The sequence below is a fragment of the Haloplanus sp. C73 genome, from assembly GCF_051195115.1.
GTDB lineage: Archaea > Halobacteriota > Halobacteria > Halobacteriales > Haloferacaceae > Haloplanus.
In genome coordinates this window covers 423,003-438,421 of record NZ_JBNTJZ010000001.1, presented here as the reverse complement: position 1 = coordinate 438,421, position 15,419 = coordinate 423,003, and the positions used below count along the sequence as shown (strand labels likewise).

The following is a 15,419-nucleotide window of genomic DNA, read 5'->3' as shown; positions in this document are numbered from 1 at the left end:
CCGAGGCGTTTCACACGACCATGCACGAGGAGACGGCCGACGGCACGGAGACAGACGCCGCCGGCGACGACGCGGACGGAGACGAGACGACCGACCTCGCCGACCGGGTCGCGGAGTACGATGCGGACCTCGGGTCGGCAGTCGCGGACCTCCAAGCGCAGGTCGACACGCTCGAATCCGAACTGGCGGACGCCGAGGAGCGGGCCGACGATTTGGAGTCCAAACTGAAGCGCAAGCAGGCCGACTTCCAGAACTACAAGAAACGCGCCAAGAAGCGCGAGGAAGAAATCAAAGAGCGAGCGACCGAGGACTTCGTGACGCGTCTCGTCTCGGTGCGTGACGACTTGGTTCGGGCGCTGGACCAAGACGAGGACGTCGACATCCGCGACGGCGTCGAATCGACGCTCGAGACGTTCGACCGCGTCCTCGAAGACGAGAACGTGACGCCCATCGAACCCGACGCCGGCACGGAGGTCGACCCGATGCGCCATCAGGTGATGATGCGCGTCGAGAGCGACCAGCCCGAAGGCACCGTCGTCGACGTCTACCGCCCCGGCTACGAGATGGCGGGCGCGGTCATTCAGGAGGCGCAAGTGACGGTCAGCGAAGGCCAGTAGGTGGTAGGCCGACCCGAATTGCAGTTCTATATAAACGTTCACGGTGTGAGCCGTTCCCACGATATCTAATCGAACGACGGCGGTGGGGTAGTGGGGACCGCAAACTCGCCCGGTCTAGTAACCTTTAACCGGCAAAAGCCGGTATTCAGAGACAAGATGGCGAGCAACAAAATTCTGGGAATCGACCTCGGAACCACGAACAGCGCGTTCGCGGTGATGGAGGGCGGTGACCCGGAGATTATCGTGAACGGCGAGGGCGACCGAACGACGCCGTCGGTCGTCGCATTCACCGACGACGACGAGCGACTCGTCGGGAAGCCGGCGAAAAATCAGGCCGTCCAGAACCCACAGCGCACGATTCAGTCGATAAAGCGCCACATGGGCGAGGACGACTACACCGTCGATATCGACGACGAGGAGTACACGCCGGAGCAGATTTCGGCGATGATTCTTCAGAAAATCAAGCGGGACGCCGAGGAGTATCTCGGTGACGACGTCGAGAAAGCCGTCATCACCGTCCCGGCGTACTTCAACGACCGCCAGCGACAGGCGACGAAAGACGCTGGCGAGATTGCCGGCTTCGAGGTCGAACGCATCGTCAACGAACCGACCGCGGCGTCGATGGCGTACGGCCTCGACGACGAGTCCGACCAGACCGTCCTCGTCTTCGACCTCGGGGGCGGGACCTTCGACGTCTCCGTCCTCGACCTCGGGGGCGGCGTCTACGAAGTCGTCGCCACGAACGGGGACAACGACCTCGGGGGCGACGACTGGGACGAGGCGATAATCGACCACCTCGCCGAGGAGTTCGAATCCGAACACGGCGTCGACCTCCGCGAGGACCGACAGGCGCTCCAGCGGCTGAAAGACGCCGCCGAGGAGGCGAAAGTCGAACTCTCCTCGCGCAAGGAGACGGAAATCAACCTGCCCTTTATCACCGCGACGGACAGCGGCCCCATCCACCTCGAAACGTCGCTCACCCGCGCGAAGTTCGAGTCGCTGACGAGCGACCTGCTCGAACGCACCGTCGCGCCGACGGAGCAGGCCCTCGACGACGCGGGCTACTCGAAATCCGATATCGACGAAGTGATTCTCGTCGGCGGGTCGACGCGGATGCCGCAGGTCCAAGAGAAAGTCGAGGAACTCGTCGGCAAGTCGCCGAAGAAAAACGTCAACCCCGACGAGGCCGTCGCGCTCGGCGCGGCGATTCAGGGTGGCGTCCTCGGCGGTGAAGTCGACGACATCGTCCTGCTCGACGTGACGCCGCTCTCGCTCGGTATCGAGGTCAAGGGTGGGCTGTTCGAGCGTCTCATCGACAAGAACACCACCATCCCGACCGAGGAGTCGAAAATCTTCACCACCGCGGCGGACAACCAGACCTCCGTTCAGGTGCGTGTGTTCCAAGGCGAGCGCGAAATCGCCGAGGAGAACGAACTGCTCGGCGAGTTCCAACTGACGGGCATCCCGCCCGCACCCGCCGGCACGCCGCAGATTGAAGTCGGCTTCAACATCGACGAGAACGGCATCGTCAACGTCGAAGCCGAGGACAAAGGCTCCGGCACGGCCGAGTCCATCACCATCGAGGGTGGCGTCGGCCTCTCCGACGAGGAAATCGAGAAGATGCAGGAGGAGGCGGAGAAACACGCCGAAGAGGACCAAGAGCGCCGAGAGCGCATCGAGGCGCGCAACGAGGCCGAGAGCGCGATTCAGCGCGCCGAGACCCTGCTCGAAGAGAACGAGGAGAACGTGGACGAGGACCTCGTCGCCGACATCGAGAGCGCCATCGAGGACGTCGAGGAGACCCTCGAAGACGACGAGGCGACGACCGAAGAACTCCAGTCGGTCACCGAAGCCCTCTCCGACGAACTGCAGGAAATCGGCAAGCAGATGTATCAGGATCAGGCCCAGCAGGCGCAGGCCGGCGCGGCAGGCGGTGCCGGCGGCATGGGTGGCATGGGCGGTATGGGCGGTGCCGGCCCCGGCGGGGCTGGCGGCCCGGAAGCCGACGGTGAGGAGTACGTCGACGCCGACTTCGAAGAGAAAGACGACGACGAAGACGACTCGTAGCGACGCCGAGCCGCGTTTTTCAAATAGGTAGCGACAGTAACTCACACAAATGACAGAGGACTTCTACGACGTACTCGGGGTGTCTCGCGACGCCGACGAGGACGACATCAAGCAGGCGTATCGCGAGAAAGCCTCCGAGTACCACCCCGACGTGAGCGACGACCCCGACGCCGAGGAGAAATTCAAGAAGGCGAAGAAGGCGAAGGAGGTCCTCACGGACGAGGAGAAACGGCAGGCGTACGACCAGATGGGTCACGAGCGATTCGAACAGGCCGAGAAGCGCGGCGGCTTCGACGGCGGCGGCGGGGCCGGCGGCGCCCGCGGCAACCCCTTCGGTGGGGGCGGAGGCGGCGGCTTCGGCGACATCTTCGACCAGTTCTTCGGCGGCGGTGGCGCTGGAAACCAGAACCGACCCCGACAGGGACAGGACCTCCGAACGTCGCTCCAGTTGGACTTGGAGGAGGCGTTCGAAGGAGTCGAACGGGAGTTCACCGTCACACGCCCCACCCGCTGTGACGACTGTGACGGCGCCGGCCACCCGCCGGACGCCGACGCGAAGACGTGTACCAACTGCGACGGACAGGGACAGGTCACGCAGGTGCAACAGACGCCGCTGGGTCGGATGCAACAGCGAAGCACCTGTCGCCGGTGTGGTGGTGACGGGACCCTCTACAGCGAGACGTGTTCGACCTGTAACGGCGACGGACAGGTGCGCGAGGAGTCGACGCTCTCGGTCGACATCCCCGCCGGCATCCGCGACGGTCAGACGCTCCGCATGGAGCGAGAGGGGGCGCCGGGACCGAACGGCGGTCCGAAGGGTGACCTCCTCATCGAGGTGTCGGTCGCCGACCATCCGGAGTTCGACCGCGAAGGCGACGACCTCCACCACCAGTACCCCATCTCCTTCCCGCAGGCAACCTTCGGCGATACCGTCGAAGTGCCGACGCTCGACGGCACCGTCGAGATGGACGTCCCTTCGGGCACCCAGAGCGGGGAGACGTTCCGCTTGAAGGGGAAGGGCATGCCCCGACTCCGGCGGCGGGGTCGTGGCGACCTCTACGTGCAGGTACAGGTCGTGACGCCCGACTCGCTCAACTCGGAACAGCGCGAAGCGCTGGAGCAGTTCGCCGAGGCCGGCGGCGAAGAAGTCGACGTGAACGAGGGCTTCTTCGAGCGAATCAAGAGCAGTTTTTAGATGCGCGTCCTCGGCGACGTCGTCGGGCGTGACCGCCGCTCCGACCGCGTGGCGCTCCGCGCCGACCGAGACCACAGCTATCGCGATTTCTGCACCACGGCGTGGAAGGCCGGCCACGCGCTCAGCCACCTCGGCGTCCACGCGGGGTCGCGGGTCGCGCTCGCGCCCGACCCGTCACTGCCAGTCCTGACGACGCTGTTCGGCGCCGCGTGTCTCGGGGCCTGTGTGACCTTCGACGTCGACGGCGAGGCGCGGGCCGTCGTCGCTCCCACCGATGAAGAGATGGGCGAGCGACTGGGTCGGAAACGCGTCGGCTACGGCGACGCTCCCGACGACCCCGGTGTGACACACTGGGAGGGCGTCGTCTGGAGCGAGAACCCCGTCGTTCCGCCGGGCGAGCGGTCCGCAGACGACGCGGTGCTTGCGAGTGACGGGCGGACGTTCACGCACCGCGAGATTCTGACCGCGGCGGGTCGCGTCGTCGAAGACGCCGATATCGACGCCGAGACGGCGGTGGCGCTCCGGGCGTCGCTCACCGACCCCCGAGCGGTCGTCGCCGGTGTCGTCGCCCCCCTCGTCGCCGGCGGAACAGTCGTCGACGACGACGGGGCCGCAGACGTCGTCGTCGGCACCGGCGCCGACGCGACGGTTCGGGTCGCCGACGTGTCGCTGGACGGGTGACGCGGGTCCCGCGGGCGAATCGCGGGGCCAGCAAATCCTTTTGGTGTCGGGTTCACAAGGTCGGGACATGTACGTCCGGGACGCCAAGAACCGAGACGAGGCCTGGTTGCTCGACCACATCGAGGAGATGGCGCTGGACGACGCCGCCTTCCGGTCCCGGGATTACGTCATCGCGGTCGACGAGGATTCGAACGAGCGGGCGGGCTTCGGCCGGATTCGCATCCACAAGACCGACTCGGGCGAACTCTGCGAACTCACCGGCATCGGCGTCCTGCCCGCGTGGCGCGAGCAAGGCGTCGGCGCCCACGTCATCGAGCGACTCATCGAGACGGCGCGCGCGAAGGGGTTCGAGACGGTGTACTCACTGACCGACGAGCCGGGGTATCTCGCGCAGTTCGGCTTCGAACCGGTCGATTCGAGCGACGTGCCGGAGAAGATTCGAGAGCGACTAGAGACCAAGCGGGAGACGGTTCAGCCCGACGCCGTCGCGACGAGCATCGACATCGACGACTTCGCCATGCCGGACCGGTTTCGCGAGGCGTTCAAGAACGCGGCGCCACACGAGGCGGAGGCGGAGACGCCGCCCGAGGACGCCGAGGACTTCGGTATCGACCCCGACAGCGCGACGTACAAGTACGACACCGGGCGCTAAGTTCGGTCGTCGAGGAAGTCGGTGCTGAACGCGAGCCACGCGAGCACCGTACAGAAGAGGATGGGCGGCAGGATAGCGAACGCCCACAGCGGCTCGATACCCCAGAACAGGAGCAGGAGTACGTCGGCGAGGCCGAGCAACAGGAACGGCGTCACGGCGAGGAGCGCTCGCCGTCGGTTGGGCGTGTCCTCGTCCTGCGAGAGAGCCATGCCCACACTGCGGCGGCGGCGACCAAAAGCCCCTCGGGTCGGGGCGTCGGGCGGAGATATATGTCCGGGTGGTGCGTACCGTCGTTCGTGACCGACGACCTTATCGAACGGGCGAGGACGGCCCTTGACGCCGCGTACGTGCCCTACTCCGAGTACACGGTTGGCGCTGCGCTCCGGACCGCCGACGGCACGGTGTTCACCGGGTGTAACATCGAGAACGCGAACTTCAGCAACAGCCTTCACGCGGAGGAAGTCGCCATCGCCGAGGCGGTCAAGCGCGGCCATCGGGAGCTCGACCGCCTCGCGGTCACCTCCGGCGCCCGTGACGGCATCACGCCCTGTGGCATGTGTCGCCAGACGCTCGCGGAGTTCTGCGACGACGACTTTCCCATCGTCTGCGACGAGGGCGGCGAGGCGACGACGGAGTACGTTCTCGGTGACCTGTTACCGAACACGATTGGCCCGGAGACACTCGAATCGGCGATTCGTGACTCTGAATAGGCATTCAAATAACGAGTGTTTGGAAACACTCGAATAGAGATTAACTTAGAAGGAAATAACTCTATATAGGCGTTCGTATGAGCAGAAGTTTTTTGTGATTCTAGTGAGATGTTGTATTCGAAGATGACACCCCTCGCCAAGCCCGAAGCCGACGTGGCCCGGTCGACCTGTCCGGCCTGTAAGAACGACGTGTTGAGCGTCCACGGTATCGAAACCTGTTCGACCTGTAGTTGGGTCACGCCCGAGCACCGGTAGCCCGACGATATTTCACGGGGCTCGCTGTACCGTCTGTCATGGCGAACGACACGACGGACCGACAGTATCATCTCGAAGTCGCGCCGGGCGACGTCGCCGACACCGTCTTGCTCCCCGGCGACCCGGACCGGGTCGACATCGTCACCGACCGCTGGGACGAGGCGGAGACGATGGCCGACCATCGCGAGTATCGTACTGCAACGGGTCGCTACGAGGGGGCGCCCCTCTCGGTCACCTCGACCGGTATCGGAAGTCCGTCGGCGGCTATCGCCGTCGAGGAACTCGCTCGCGTGGGGGCCGAGACGTTTCTTCGCGTCGGCTCCTGTGGCGCGCTCCAGCCAGAGATGGACGTGGGCGACCTAGTTATCACGACCGGCGCCGTCAGAAGCGAGGGAACGAGCGCGGAGTACGTCCGGGAGGATTACCCCGCGACTGCCGACCACGCCGTCGTCTCGGCGCTCGTCGCCGCCGCCGAACGACTCGACTACGACTACCACTGCGGCGTGACGATGAGCACCGACAGTTTCTACGCCGGCCAAGCGCGGTCGGGTTTCGAGGGGTTCGAAGCCGCGGGGAGCGACTCGCTGCTCGATGACCTCCGCGCCGCGAACGTGAAAAACGTCGAGATGGAGGCCAGTTCGATTCTCACGCTGGCGAACGTCTACGGTCTCCGCGCGGGGGCGGTCTGCACCGTCTTCGCCAACCGCTCGACCGGCGAGTTCCGGACCGAAGGCGAGGGACGCGCCGCGGAAGTGGGCAGCCTCGCCGCGGCGCTCCTGCATCGAATGGACGAACGGCGGGACGAGGCGGGTGCCGACACTTGGCACGCCGACCTCTCGATGTAATCTATCTCCGTTACATTCGACGTATGTCGATACACAATGTCGACAAACAGCCGTTTTAGCGCCTCTCGCTGCCGATGCAACACGTCTATAACGGTCCATCGATGAGCGTGTGGTATGACTACTCAAGTCGTTGTTATCGGTGCTGGTTACGCTGGTGCTGGCGCAGTAAAACAGTTTCAGAAGGCAAACGACGGTAGTGCCGAGTTGACGTGGATATCCGAACACGACTATCATCTCGTCCTCCACGAATCCCATCGCGTCATACGCGACACGAGCGTCGCCTCGAAAATCACCATCCCCGTCGACGAAATCAAATCTCCGGAGACGACATTCCGGCAGAGCCGCGTCACGGGTATCGACGTCGACGAGCGGACGGTCCAGTGCGAGGGCGGCGACCCGGTCGACTACGACTATCTCCTCGTCGCGCTGGGGAGCCAGACGGCCTTCTACGGTATCGAGGGGCTGGAGGAGTACGCCCACACGCTCAAGAGCCTCGATGACGCGCAGCAGATTCACGCGGACGTGGCCGCCGCCGCCAGCGACGCCACTCGCTCGGATCCCGCACAGGTCGTCGTCGGCGGTGCCGGCCTCTCGGGCATCCAGTCCGCGGGCGAAGTCGCCGCGTATCGCGACGAGAACAACGCGCCCATCGACGTGACACTCGTCGAGGGTCTCGACGAGGTACTGCCGGGCATGGACCCCGAACTGCAGGGTGCGCTCCGCACCCGGCTCGAAGAGGCCGATGTCGACATCATGTGTGGCGAGTTCGTCTCCCGCGTCGACGACGACACCATCTACGTCGGCGGCGGCGAGGACGAGGACCCGGCCGAACTCGACTACGACGTCTTCCTCTGGACGGGCGGCATCACGGGACAGGACGAACTGGCCGACGCGGACATCGACAAGGACGACCGGAGCAACCGCGTCTACGCCGACCGGGACTTCCAGACGAGCGACGAGCGCGTCTTCGCCATCGGCGACACCGCACTCATCGACCAAGGGCCGGAGGAAGTCGCGCCACCGACCGCACAGGCGGCGTGGCAGGCCGCGGAAGTCGCCGGCGATAACCTTGCTCACGCCGTCCGTGGGGAACCGCTCGAAACGTGGACCCACAAGGACAAGGGGACGCTCATCTCCGTCGGTGACGACGCCGTCGCCCACGGCGTCGACATCCTCCCCATCGACACCTTCGGCGGCATCGGCGCCGAGACGCTCAAGAAAATCGTCGCGGCACGCTGGATTGCGGACGTCTCCTCTATCGGCCGGGCCATCGACGCCTGGTCCGACATGTGAGACAGCGCCGATAATCTCCTTCTGCCGGCCGTCGAAGAGCGTGGATACGAAAAGCGCAGTCAGAGAGAGTCAGTGACTCGGCTCGCCTGCCGGGGCGCGCATATCGTCGATACGGAGGATGAGGATGTTGTCGGTGTCGTCCTTGCCGTCGACGGTGCCGTCGATGACGAGTTTCGAGAGCGGCGTCGGGCCTACGCGGACGCTGTCGCCCTCGTGGAACTCGCGGACCGACCCCTGAACGTGAATCTCCGCTCGGCACAGGTCGGGGTGATGAACCGAGGAGAGGTCGATTTCGCCCACGTTCGCGGTGTCGACCGGTTCGCCGTTGTGGAGGAGGGGCACGGCGGCGGGTTCGTCCATCTGGTCGACGTCGAGGGCCTCGTAGGCGTTCGCCGTCGGCTTGTATCCACCCTTCGGACCCGGTACACCCTCGACGAGTTGCAGTGCTTTCAGACTCTGCATCTGGTTACGAATCGTCCCCGGATTCCGGTCGACTTCCGCCGCGATGTCCTCGCCTTTCACTGCGTCCTCCGTCTCGCGATGGAGGTTGATGAGTGCAGTGAGTATCGTCTTCTGGCTCGACGTTAGTTCAATTGATGACATACTTCACGGTTAGTCGCTAGCGTTATTAAATTCGATGGATGCCGGTTTCGGTGCTGATACCCGTGGAGTCGACAGGAAAGCGACACGGCTTTGCATCCGCCTGTAGTGGCGTGAGTCATGGAAGGCAAGCGTGTCCTCGTCACCGGCGGCGCGGGGTTCATCGGCTCGAACCTGGCGAATCGACTGGCCACCGACAACGAGGTAATTGCACTCGACGACTGCCATCTCGGGACGCCCGAGAACCTCTCCGACGACGTGGAGTTCGTCCGCGGGAGCGTCCTCGACGACGACCTCCCGACCGACGTCGACGTCGTCTGTCACCTCGCGGCGTACTCCTCGTACACCATGGTCGAGGAGAACAAACGCGAGGCCACGCGCGTCAACGTCGAGGGCTTCGTCAACACGGTCGAACAGGCCCGCGAGGACGGCTGTGACACCGTCGTCTACGCCTCCACCTCCTCGATTTACGGCTCGCGAACCGAGCCGTCGCCGGAGGATATGGCAGTCGAGGCCCGGACCTGCTACGAGGCGTCGAAACTCGCTCGCGAGCGCTACGGCGAGTACTTCGGCAACCACTACGACATGACCCTCGCCGGCCTGCGCTTTTTCTCCGTGTATCAGGGCTACGGCGGCGCCGAGGAACACAAAGGCGAGTACGCAAACACCATCGCGCAGTTCGCCGACAAAATCGCCAACGGCGAGGCGCCGGTGCTGTTCGGCGACGGCACGCAGACCCGAGACTTCACCCACGTCGACGACGTGGCACGCGCCATCGAACTCACCGCCGACCACGAACTCGACGGCATCTACAACGTCGGCACCGGCGAGAGCTACACGTTCAACACGATGGTCGAGATGATAAACGACGAACTCGGGGCGGACATCGACCCCGAATACATCGAGAACCCGCTGCCGGTCTACGTCCACGACACGATGGCCGACGCCACCAAACTCCGCGAGGCGACGGGGTGGGAGCCCGAGGTGGGGTTCGAGGAGGGTGTCGCGCGGGTGTGTGAGCCGTACAAGGAGTAGGTCGCCCGAGCGCTCTGTATAAGGACTGATTTTCCGAGCGCGACCACGCTTTTACCCACTCGCACCGAACCGCTTCCCATGCACCCCGCCCACATCGTCGGCGCGCCCACCGACTACGGCGCGAGTCGTCGCGGCGTCAACATGGGACCCGCGGCGGTTCGCTACGCCGACCTCGTGGCGACGCTGACTGACCTCGGACTCGACGTCGACGACGGCGGCGACGTCCCGGTCACGAGAGCGTGGACGGACGCCCCCGCCCGCACCGACGCGAAGTATCTGGAGGCAGTCGAGGCGGTCTGTACCGAACTGGCCGATACCGTGAGCGACACGCTGGCGCGGGGCGAGCGACCGCTCGTTCTCGGCGGCGACCACTCCGTCGCCATCGGGAGCGTCGTCGGCGCGGCCCGCGACGCCGATATCGGCGTCGTGTGGTTCGACGCCCACGGCGACCTGAACACGCCGGCGACGACGCCGAGCGGGAACGTCCACGGGATGGCGCTGGCCGTGATTCTCGGCCTCGGCGAGTTCGCGTCACACCCGTGGGCCGACGCGGGCGTCGACGCCGAAAACGTCGCCCTCGTCGGCGTCCGTGACCTCGACCCCGGTGAGCGCGAGGCGATTCGCGACCACGACATCGCTACCTACACCATGACCGACATCGACCGCCGCGGAGTGACGAGCGTCGTCGACGACGCCGTCGAAACCGCGAGCGGGCGCGACGGCGTCCACGTCAGTTTCGACCTCGATTGGCTCGACCCGTCGGAAGCGCCGGGCGTCGGGACGCCCGTTCGCGGCGGCGCCACCTACCGCGAGGCGCACGCGGCGCTCGAACGGGTTGCCGACGCCGCGGCGGTGCGGTCGCTCGAACTCGTGGAAGTCAATCCGATTCTCGACGACCACAATCGAACCGCCGAGATGGCGGTCGAACTCGCCGCGAGCGCGCTCGGAAAACGGACGCTGTAGCGGGGTCAGTCCTCGCTGTCGACGCTGTCGACGCGGTCGGCCGGAATCACGGCCACCGACGCCACCGAGTCGCCGGCGTCGAGGTCCATCACGGTCACACCCATCGTGTTGCGACCGACCGAGGAGACGTCCTCGACCGGCGTGCGCATTATCTGACCGTCCTCGCTCATCACGACGAGATGGTCACCGGGCGCGACGGCGTCGATGGCACACGCCGGCCCGTTGCGGTCGCTCGTCTTGATGTCGATGAGGCCCTTGCCGTACCGGGACTGCTGGCGGTAGGCGTCGACCGGCGTCCGCTTGCCGTAGCCGTTGTCGGTGACGGTGAGCACCCAGTCGTGGTCGTCGGTCGAGACGCCGGCGAGGCCGACAACGTGGTCCGAGCCTTCGAGTTTGATGCCGCCGACGCCGCGGGCGTCGCGGCCCATCGGCCGGACCTCGGACTCGTCGAAGCGGATGCTCATCCCGTCGGCGGTGGCGACGACGAGGTCGCGGTCGCCGTCGGTCAACTCCACGTCGACGAGTTCGTCGCCCTCCTCCAGTCGGATGGCGCGAATCCCCGTCGAGAGGATGTTGCCGAACTCCTCGACGGCGGTGCGTTTCACCCGCCCGTTCTGGGTCGCCATCGTGAGATAGCGCCCGGCGCCTTCCTCCAGATTCTCGCAGTCGACGACGGACTCTATCTCCTCGCCATCGTCCAAATCGAGGAGATTCACCGCGGACTTGCCGCGGGCGGTGCGGCTCATCTCCGGCACTTGGTAGGTCTTGAGTTTGTACACCTGCCCGTGGTTGGTGAAACAGAGCAGGTAGTCGTGGGTGTTTGCGAGAAAGACTGAGGAGACCCGGTCGCCTTCCTTGAGGTCGGCGCCGATGATGCCTTTCCCGCCGCGGTTCTGGGCGCGGAACGCAGACAGGGACATCCGCTTGATGTAGTCGTCCTCGCTGACGACGACGAGGGTGTCCTCCTGTGCGATGAGGTCCTCGTCGGTCACCTCGCCCGTGTCCTCGATGATGCGGGTGCGACGCTCGTCGGCGTACTCGGCTTTGATGTCGCGGAGTTCGTCCTTGATGACGCCGAGGAGTTCGGACTCGTTTTCCAGAATCTCGGTCAGACGCTCGATTCGCGCCTGCACTTCCTCGTACTCCTCCTCGATGGCCGTCGTCTCCATCGAGGTGAGGCTGCCGAGTTGCATCGCGACGATGTGGTTGACTTGGTCGTCCGAGAAGTCGAAGGCGGCTTTCAGCGCCGTTTTCGCGCTGTCTCGGTCCTCGGCGTCGCGGATGACCTCGACGACTTCGTCGGCGTGTTCGAGCGCCGTCAGCCGGCCTTCGAGGATGTGTGCGCGGTCCTCGGCCTCGGCCAAGTCGTACTCGCTCCGGCGGCGAACGACCTCGCGACGGTGGTCGAGATACACCGAGAGCGTCTCTTTGAGGTCGAGCACCTTCGGCTGGCCGTCGACCAAGGCGAGGTTGATGACGCCGAACGTGGTTTCGAGGTGGGATTCCAGTAGCTGATTCTCGACCACGTCGGGGTTCGCGCCGCGCTTGAGTTCGATGACGATGCGGATGCCGTCACGGTCGGACTCGTCGCGCAGGTCCCGAATCCCTTCGAGCGCGCCCTCGTTGACGTCGTCGGCGATGCGCTCGATGAGACGCGCCTTGTTCGCCTGATACGGCAGTTCCGTGACGACGATTCGGTCCTCGCTCGTCTCTATCTCGGCGCGGACGCGCAGGCGCCCCCGCCCCGTCTTGTACGCCTTGTAGATGGCGTTGCGGCCGACGATGTTCGCGCCCGTCGGGAAGTCGGGCGCGACGACGTGTTCCATCAGGTCGTCGATGTCGCAGTCGGGGTTGTCGATGAGGTGGATGGTCGCGTCGATTACCTCGCCGAGGTTGTGCGGCGGGACGTTTGTCGACATCCCGACGGCGATGCCCGACGACCCGTTGACGAGCAGGTTGGGGAAGGCGGCGGGCAACACGTCCGGCTCCTGCTTGCGGCCGTCGTAGTTGGCGGAGAAGTCGACGGTGTCTTTCTCGATGTCGGCCATCAACTCCTCGGCGATGGGCGACATCCGCGCCTCGGTGTATCGCATGGCTGCGGGCGGGTCGCCGTCGATAGAGCCGAAGTTACCCTGCCCGTCGACGAGCGGCGCTCGCATCGAGAAGCCCTGTGCCATCCGCGCCAGCGCGTCGTAGATGGCGCTGTCGCCGTGAGGGTGGAAGTCACCCATCGTCTCGCCGACGACGGACGACGACTTCCGGTGGGAGGCGCGTGCGGTGACGCCCGCCTCCTGCATCGCGTAGAGGATGCGCCGATGGACGGGCTTCAGGCCGTCACGCGCGTCGGGGAGCGCTCGCCCAGCGATGACGGACATGGCGTAGTCGATGTACGACTGCTCCATCTCCTGCTCGATGCGCGCCGTGTCGACGCGCGCGGCGGGCGCCTCGTCCTCCGGTTCGGGAGCATCCGAGCTCATATGTCCACCCACTCCGCGTCGCCGGCGTGCTCTTTGATGAACTGCTTCCGGGGTTCGACGGCGTCACCCATCAGGATGGAGAACATCCGGTCGGCCGCCGCCGCGTCCTCCACCGTAATCTGCTTGAGAATCCGGTTCTCGGGGTTCATCGTCGTGTTCCAGAGCTGGTCGGGGTTCATCTCGCCGAGGCCCTTGAATCGCTGGACTTGGTCGGGGTTCCCGTTACACTTCTCCGCGACGATTTCGTCGCGCTCCGCCTCGCTCATGGCGTCGTACGTCTCGCCGCGATACCGGACGCGATAGAGCGGCGGTTGGGCGGCGTAGACGTAGCCCCGTTCCAGCAGAGGCTTCATGTGCCGGTAGAGTAGCGTCAACAGGAGCGTCCGGATGTGTGCGCCGTCGACGTCGGCGTCGGTCATGAGGATGATGCGCTGGTAGCGGGCCTCCTCGATGTCGAACTCCTCGCCGATGCCCGTCCCGATGGCAGTGATGAGCGCCCGAATCTCGTTGTTCTCCAGAATCCGGTCGAGCCGGTGTTTCTCGACGTTCAGAATCTTCCCTTTCAGCGGGAGGATGGCCTGAAACTCGCGGTCGCGACCCTGCTTTGCACTCCCCCCCGCCGAGTCGCCCTCGACGACGAACAGTTCGGACTTGGTGGGGTCTTTCGACTGGCAGTCCGCGAGTTTGCCGGGGAGGGCCGTCGATTCCAGCGCGCTCTTGCGCCGGGTGAGTTCCTCGGCTTTCTTGGCCGCCTGTCGCGCCTTCGCCGCCTCGACGGCCTTGCCGACGATGGCCTGTGCCGTGTTCGGGTTCTCCTCGAAGAAGGTGCCGAGGTTGGTGTGGACGGCGCTCTCGACGATGCCCCGGACCTCGCTGTTGCCGAGTTTGGTCTTGGTCTGGCCCTCGAACTGCGGGTCGGGGTGTTTCACCGAGATGACCGCGGTCAGCCCCTCGCGGACGTCCTCGCCCTTCAGGGTGCCGTCGAGGTCACCGAGCAGACCGTTGTCCGTCGCGTAGTCGTTGACGACGCGTGTCAGCGCCGTCTTGAATCCCGTGAGGTGGGTGCCGCCCTCGCGGGTGTTGATGTTGTTGGCGAAGGCGTGAATCGACCCTTGGAGTTCGTCGGTGCCCTGCATCGCCACCTCGACGGAGATGTCCTGCTCCTCTGCCTCGAAGTAGACGACGTCGTCGTGGAGCGCGGTCTTGGTCTCGTTGAGATACTCCACGAACTCCCGAATCCCGCCCTCGTAGCGGAAGGAGACGGATTCGTCGTCGCGCTCGTCGTCGAGGCCGATTTGGACCCCGGAGTTGAGGAAGGCGAGTTCGCGAAGCCGCGTCGACAGCGTGTCGAACGAGAAGTTCGTGTGTTCGAAGATGTCCTCGTCGGGCCAAAAGCGGATTTGGGTGCCCGTCTCCTCGTCCTCGTCGAGGTCACGGACGCGCTCGAAGGCGCCCTCGACGGGTTCGCCGCGCTCGAACTCGTGTGTCCAGACGCCACCGTCGCGTTTGACTTCGACCGTCAGTCGCTCCGAGAGGGCGTTCACGACGCTGACACCGACGCCGTGGAGCCCGCCCGACACCTGATAGGACTTGTTGTCGAACTTCCCGCCAGCGTGGAGGACGGTCATGATGACCTCCACCGCCGGCCGGTCGTACTGTTCGTGGACGTCGACGGGGATGCCGCGGCCGTTGTCCGTGACGCTCACGGACGCGTCCTCGTGGACGGTCACTTGGATGGCGTCACAGTGGCCCGCAAGCGCCTCGTCGATAGCGTTGTCGACGACCTCGTAGACGAGGTGGTGCAACCCCCTCGTGTCGGTCGACCCGATGTACATCGCCGGGCGCTTCCGCACCGCCTGGAGACCCTCCAGTACCTGTATCTGCCCGGCTCCGTACTCTTGTTCGTCAGCCATAGAACGTACTCGTCGTAGACGGTCACGCCCCTTAAAAACTCGCACGCGTGCGCGCGGCGCGAGATACGCTTGTCGCAATCGGAAGTTCGGCTCGGATATCCACAAGCCGAGTTCGG

General features: G+C 65.3%; 15 protein-coding genes. 11 read left to right on the top strand and 4 right to left on the bottom strand.

The window, feature by feature from the left end:
• Positions 1–20: 20 nt before the first annotated feature.
• The 5 genes from ACQUSQ_RS02265 (at position 21) to ACQUSQ_RS02245 (ending at position 5,212) form a co-directional block, all read left to right on the top strand.
• On the top strand, positions 21–617 hold the full coding sequence (locus tag ACQUSQ_RS02265) for a nucleotide exchange factor GrpE (RefSeq protein ID WP_435066879.1): 597 nt from the start codon (positions 21–23) through the stop codon (positions 615–617).
• A gap of 156 nt (positions 618–773) precedes the next feature.
• On the top strand, positions 774–2,684 hold the full coding sequence (gene dnaK, locus ACQUSQ_RS02260; protein ID WP_435066878.1) for a molecular chaperone DnaK: 1,911 nt from the start codon (positions 774–776) through the stop codon (positions 2,682–2,684).
• 49 nt (positions 2,685–2,733) lie between these two features.
• Complete coding sequence (gene dnaJ / locus ACQUSQ_RS02255; protein WP_435066877.1) at positions 2,734–3,879, top strand: molecular chaperone DnaJ; 1,146 nt, start codon at positions 2,734–2,736, stop codon at positions 3,877–3,879.
• Positions 3,880–4,560, top strand: a complete 681-nt coding sequence (locus ACQUSQ_RS02250) for an acetyl-CoA synthetase (RefSeq protein ID WP_435066876.1) — start codon at positions 3,880–3,882, stop codon at positions 4,558–4,560.
• Positions 4,561–4,627: 67 nt separating this feature from the next.
• Entirely contained in the window at positions 4,628–5,212 is a 585-nt protein-coding gene (locus ACQUSQ_RS02245; protein ID WP_435066875.1) for a GNAT family N-acetyltransferase, read from the top strand.
• On the opposite strand, the gene ACQUSQ_RS02240 is transcribed toward ACQUSQ_RS02245, so the two are convergent.
• On the bottom strand, positions 5,209–5,421 hold the full coding sequence (locus ACQUSQ_RS02240; protein WP_435066874.1) for a hypothetical protein: 213 nt from the start codon (positions 5,419–5,421) through the stop codon (positions 5,209–5,211). The genes ACQUSQ_RS02245 and ACQUSQ_RS02240 overlap by 4 nt on opposite strands.
• Positions 5,422–5,508: 87 nt before the next feature.
• Here ACQUSQ_RS02240 and cdd point away from each other — a divergent pair, with 87 nt between their 5' ends.
• The 4 genes from cdd to ACQUSQ_RS02220 all read left to right on the top strand — a co-directional run bounded on the left by cdd (position 5,509) and on the right by ACQUSQ_RS02220 (position 8,315).
• On the top strand, positions 5,509–5,922 hold the full coding sequence (gene cdd, locus ACQUSQ_RS02235) for a cytidine deaminase (RefSeq protein ID WP_435066873.1): 414 nt from the start codon (positions 5,509–5,511) through the stop codon (positions 5,920–5,922).
• A 123-nt stretch (positions 5,923–6,045) separates the two neighbouring features.
• A complete protein-coding gene (locus tag ACQUSQ_RS02230) occupies positions 6,046–6,177 on the top strand; it encodes a hypothetical protein (protein ID WP_435066872.1) in 132 nt (43 codons plus the stop codon).
• A gap of 38 nt (positions 6,178–6,215) precedes the next feature.
• Entirely contained in the window at positions 6,216–7,022 is an 807-nt protein-coding gene (locus ACQUSQ_RS02225; protein ID WP_435066871.1) for a nucleoside phosphorylase, read from the top strand.
• 114 nt (positions 7,023–7,136) lie between these two features.
• On the top strand, positions 7,137–8,315 hold the full coding sequence (locus ACQUSQ_RS02220) for an NAD(P)/FAD-dependent oxidoreductase (protein ID WP_435066870.1): 1,179 nt from the start codon (positions 7,137–7,139) through the stop codon (positions 8,313–8,315).
• 69 nt (positions 8,316–8,384) lie between these two features.
• Here the strand turns inward: ACQUSQ_RS02220 and ACQUSQ_RS02215 are convergent, their stop codons facing one another.
• A complete protein-coding gene (locus ACQUSQ_RS02215; protein WP_435066869.1) occupies positions 8,385–8,918 on the bottom strand; it encodes an Rrf2 family transcriptional regulator in 534 nt (177 codons plus the stop codon).
• A 117-nt stretch (positions 8,919–9,035) separates the two neighbouring features.
• On the opposite strand from ACQUSQ_RS02215, the gene ACQUSQ_RS02210 reads away from it, so the two are divergent.
• A complete protein-coding gene (locus ACQUSQ_RS02210; protein ID WP_435066868.1) occupies positions 9,036–9,950 on the top strand; it encodes an NAD-dependent epimerase/dehydratase family protein in 915 nt (304 codons plus the stop codon).
• Positions 9,951–10,028: 78 nt separating this feature from the next.
• Entirely contained in the window at positions 10,029–10,913 is an 885-nt protein-coding gene (gene rocF / locus ACQUSQ_RS02205) for an arginase (protein ID WP_435066867.1), read from the top strand.
• Positions 10,914–10,918: 5 nt separating this feature from the next.
• Here rocF and gyrA read toward each other — a convergent pair whose 3' ends face one another.
• Both gyrA and gyrB read right to left on the bottom strand, forming a co-directional pair.
• Positions 10,919–13,390: a DNA gyrase subunit A gene (gene gyrA / locus ACQUSQ_RS02200; protein WP_435066866.1), complete on the bottom strand. Its 2,472-nt coding sequence runs from the start codon at positions 13,388–13,390 to the stop codon at positions 10,919–10,921.
• A complete protein-coding gene (gene gyrB / locus ACQUSQ_RS02195) occupies positions 13,387–15,303 on the bottom strand; it encodes a DNA topoisomerase (ATP-hydrolyzing) subunit B (RefSeq protein ID WP_435066865.1) in 1,917 nt (638 codons plus the stop codon). The genes gyrA and gyrB overlap by 4 nt, the downstream gene beginning before the upstream one ends.
• Between the last annotated feature and the right edge of the window lie 116 nt (positions 15,304–15,419).

What these genes read in the sequence shown, in the direction of transcription:
- ACQUSQ_RS02250 (WP_435066876.1), top strand. Translation starts at nt 3,880, where the DNA reads ATGCGCGTCCTCGGCGACGTCGTCGGGCGTGACCGCCGCTCCGACCGC.
- ACQUSQ_RS02230 (WP_435066872.1), top strand. Translation starts at nt 6,046, where the DNA reads ATGACACCCCTCGCCAAGCCCGAAGCCGACGTGGCCCGGTCGACCTGT.
- ACQUSQ_RS02245 (WP_435066875.1), top strand. Translation starts at nt 4,628, where the DNA reads ATGTACGTCCGGGACGCCAAGAACCGAGACGAGGCCTGGTTGCTCGAC.
- ACQUSQ_RS02220 (WP_435066870.1), top strand. Translation starts at nt 7,137, where the DNA reads ATGACTACTCAAGTCGTTGTTATCGGTGCTGGTTACGCTGGTGCTGGC.
- dnaK (WP_435066878.1), top strand. Translation starts at nt 774, where the DNA reads ATGGCGAGCAACAAAATTCTGGGAATCGACCTCGGAACCACGAACAGC.
- ACQUSQ_RS02210 (WP_435066868.1), top strand. Translation starts at nt 9,036, where the DNA reads ATGGAAGGCAAGCGTGTCCTCGTCACCGGCGGCGCGGGGTTCATCGGC.
- gyrB (WP_435066865.1), bottom strand. Translation starts at nt 15,303, where the DNA reads ATGGCTGACGAACAAGAGTACGGAGCCGGGCAGATACAGGTACTGGAG.
- gyrA (WP_435066866.1), bottom strand. Translation starts at nt 13,390, where the DNA reads ATGAGCTCGGATGCTCCCGAACCGGAGGACGAGGCGCCCGCCGCGCGC.
- ACQUSQ_RS02215 (WP_435066869.1), bottom strand. Translation starts at nt 8,918, where the DNA reads ATGTCATCAATTGAACTAACGTCGAGCCAGAAGACGATACTCACTGCA.
- dnaJ (WP_435066877.1), top strand. Translation starts at nt 2,734, where the DNA reads ATGACAGAGGACTTCTACGACGTACTCGGGGTGTCTCGCGACGCCGAC.
- ACQUSQ_RS02225 (WP_435066871.1), top strand. Translation starts at nt 6,216, where the DNA reads ATGGCGAACGACACGACGGACCGACAGTATCATCTCGAAGTCGCGCCG.
- ACQUSQ_RS02240 (WP_435066874.1), bottom strand. Translation starts at nt 5,421, where the DNA reads ATGGCTCTCTCGCAGGACGAGGACACGCCCAACCGACGGCGAGCGCTC.
- ACQUSQ_RS02265 (WP_435066879.1), top strand. Translation starts at nt 21, where the DNA reads ATGCACGAGGAGACGGCCGACGGCACGGAGACAGACGCCGCCGGCGAC.
- rocF (WP_435066867.1), top strand. Translation starts at nt 10,029, where the DNA reads ATGCACCCCGCCCACATCGTCGGCGCGCCCACCGACTACGGCGCGAGT.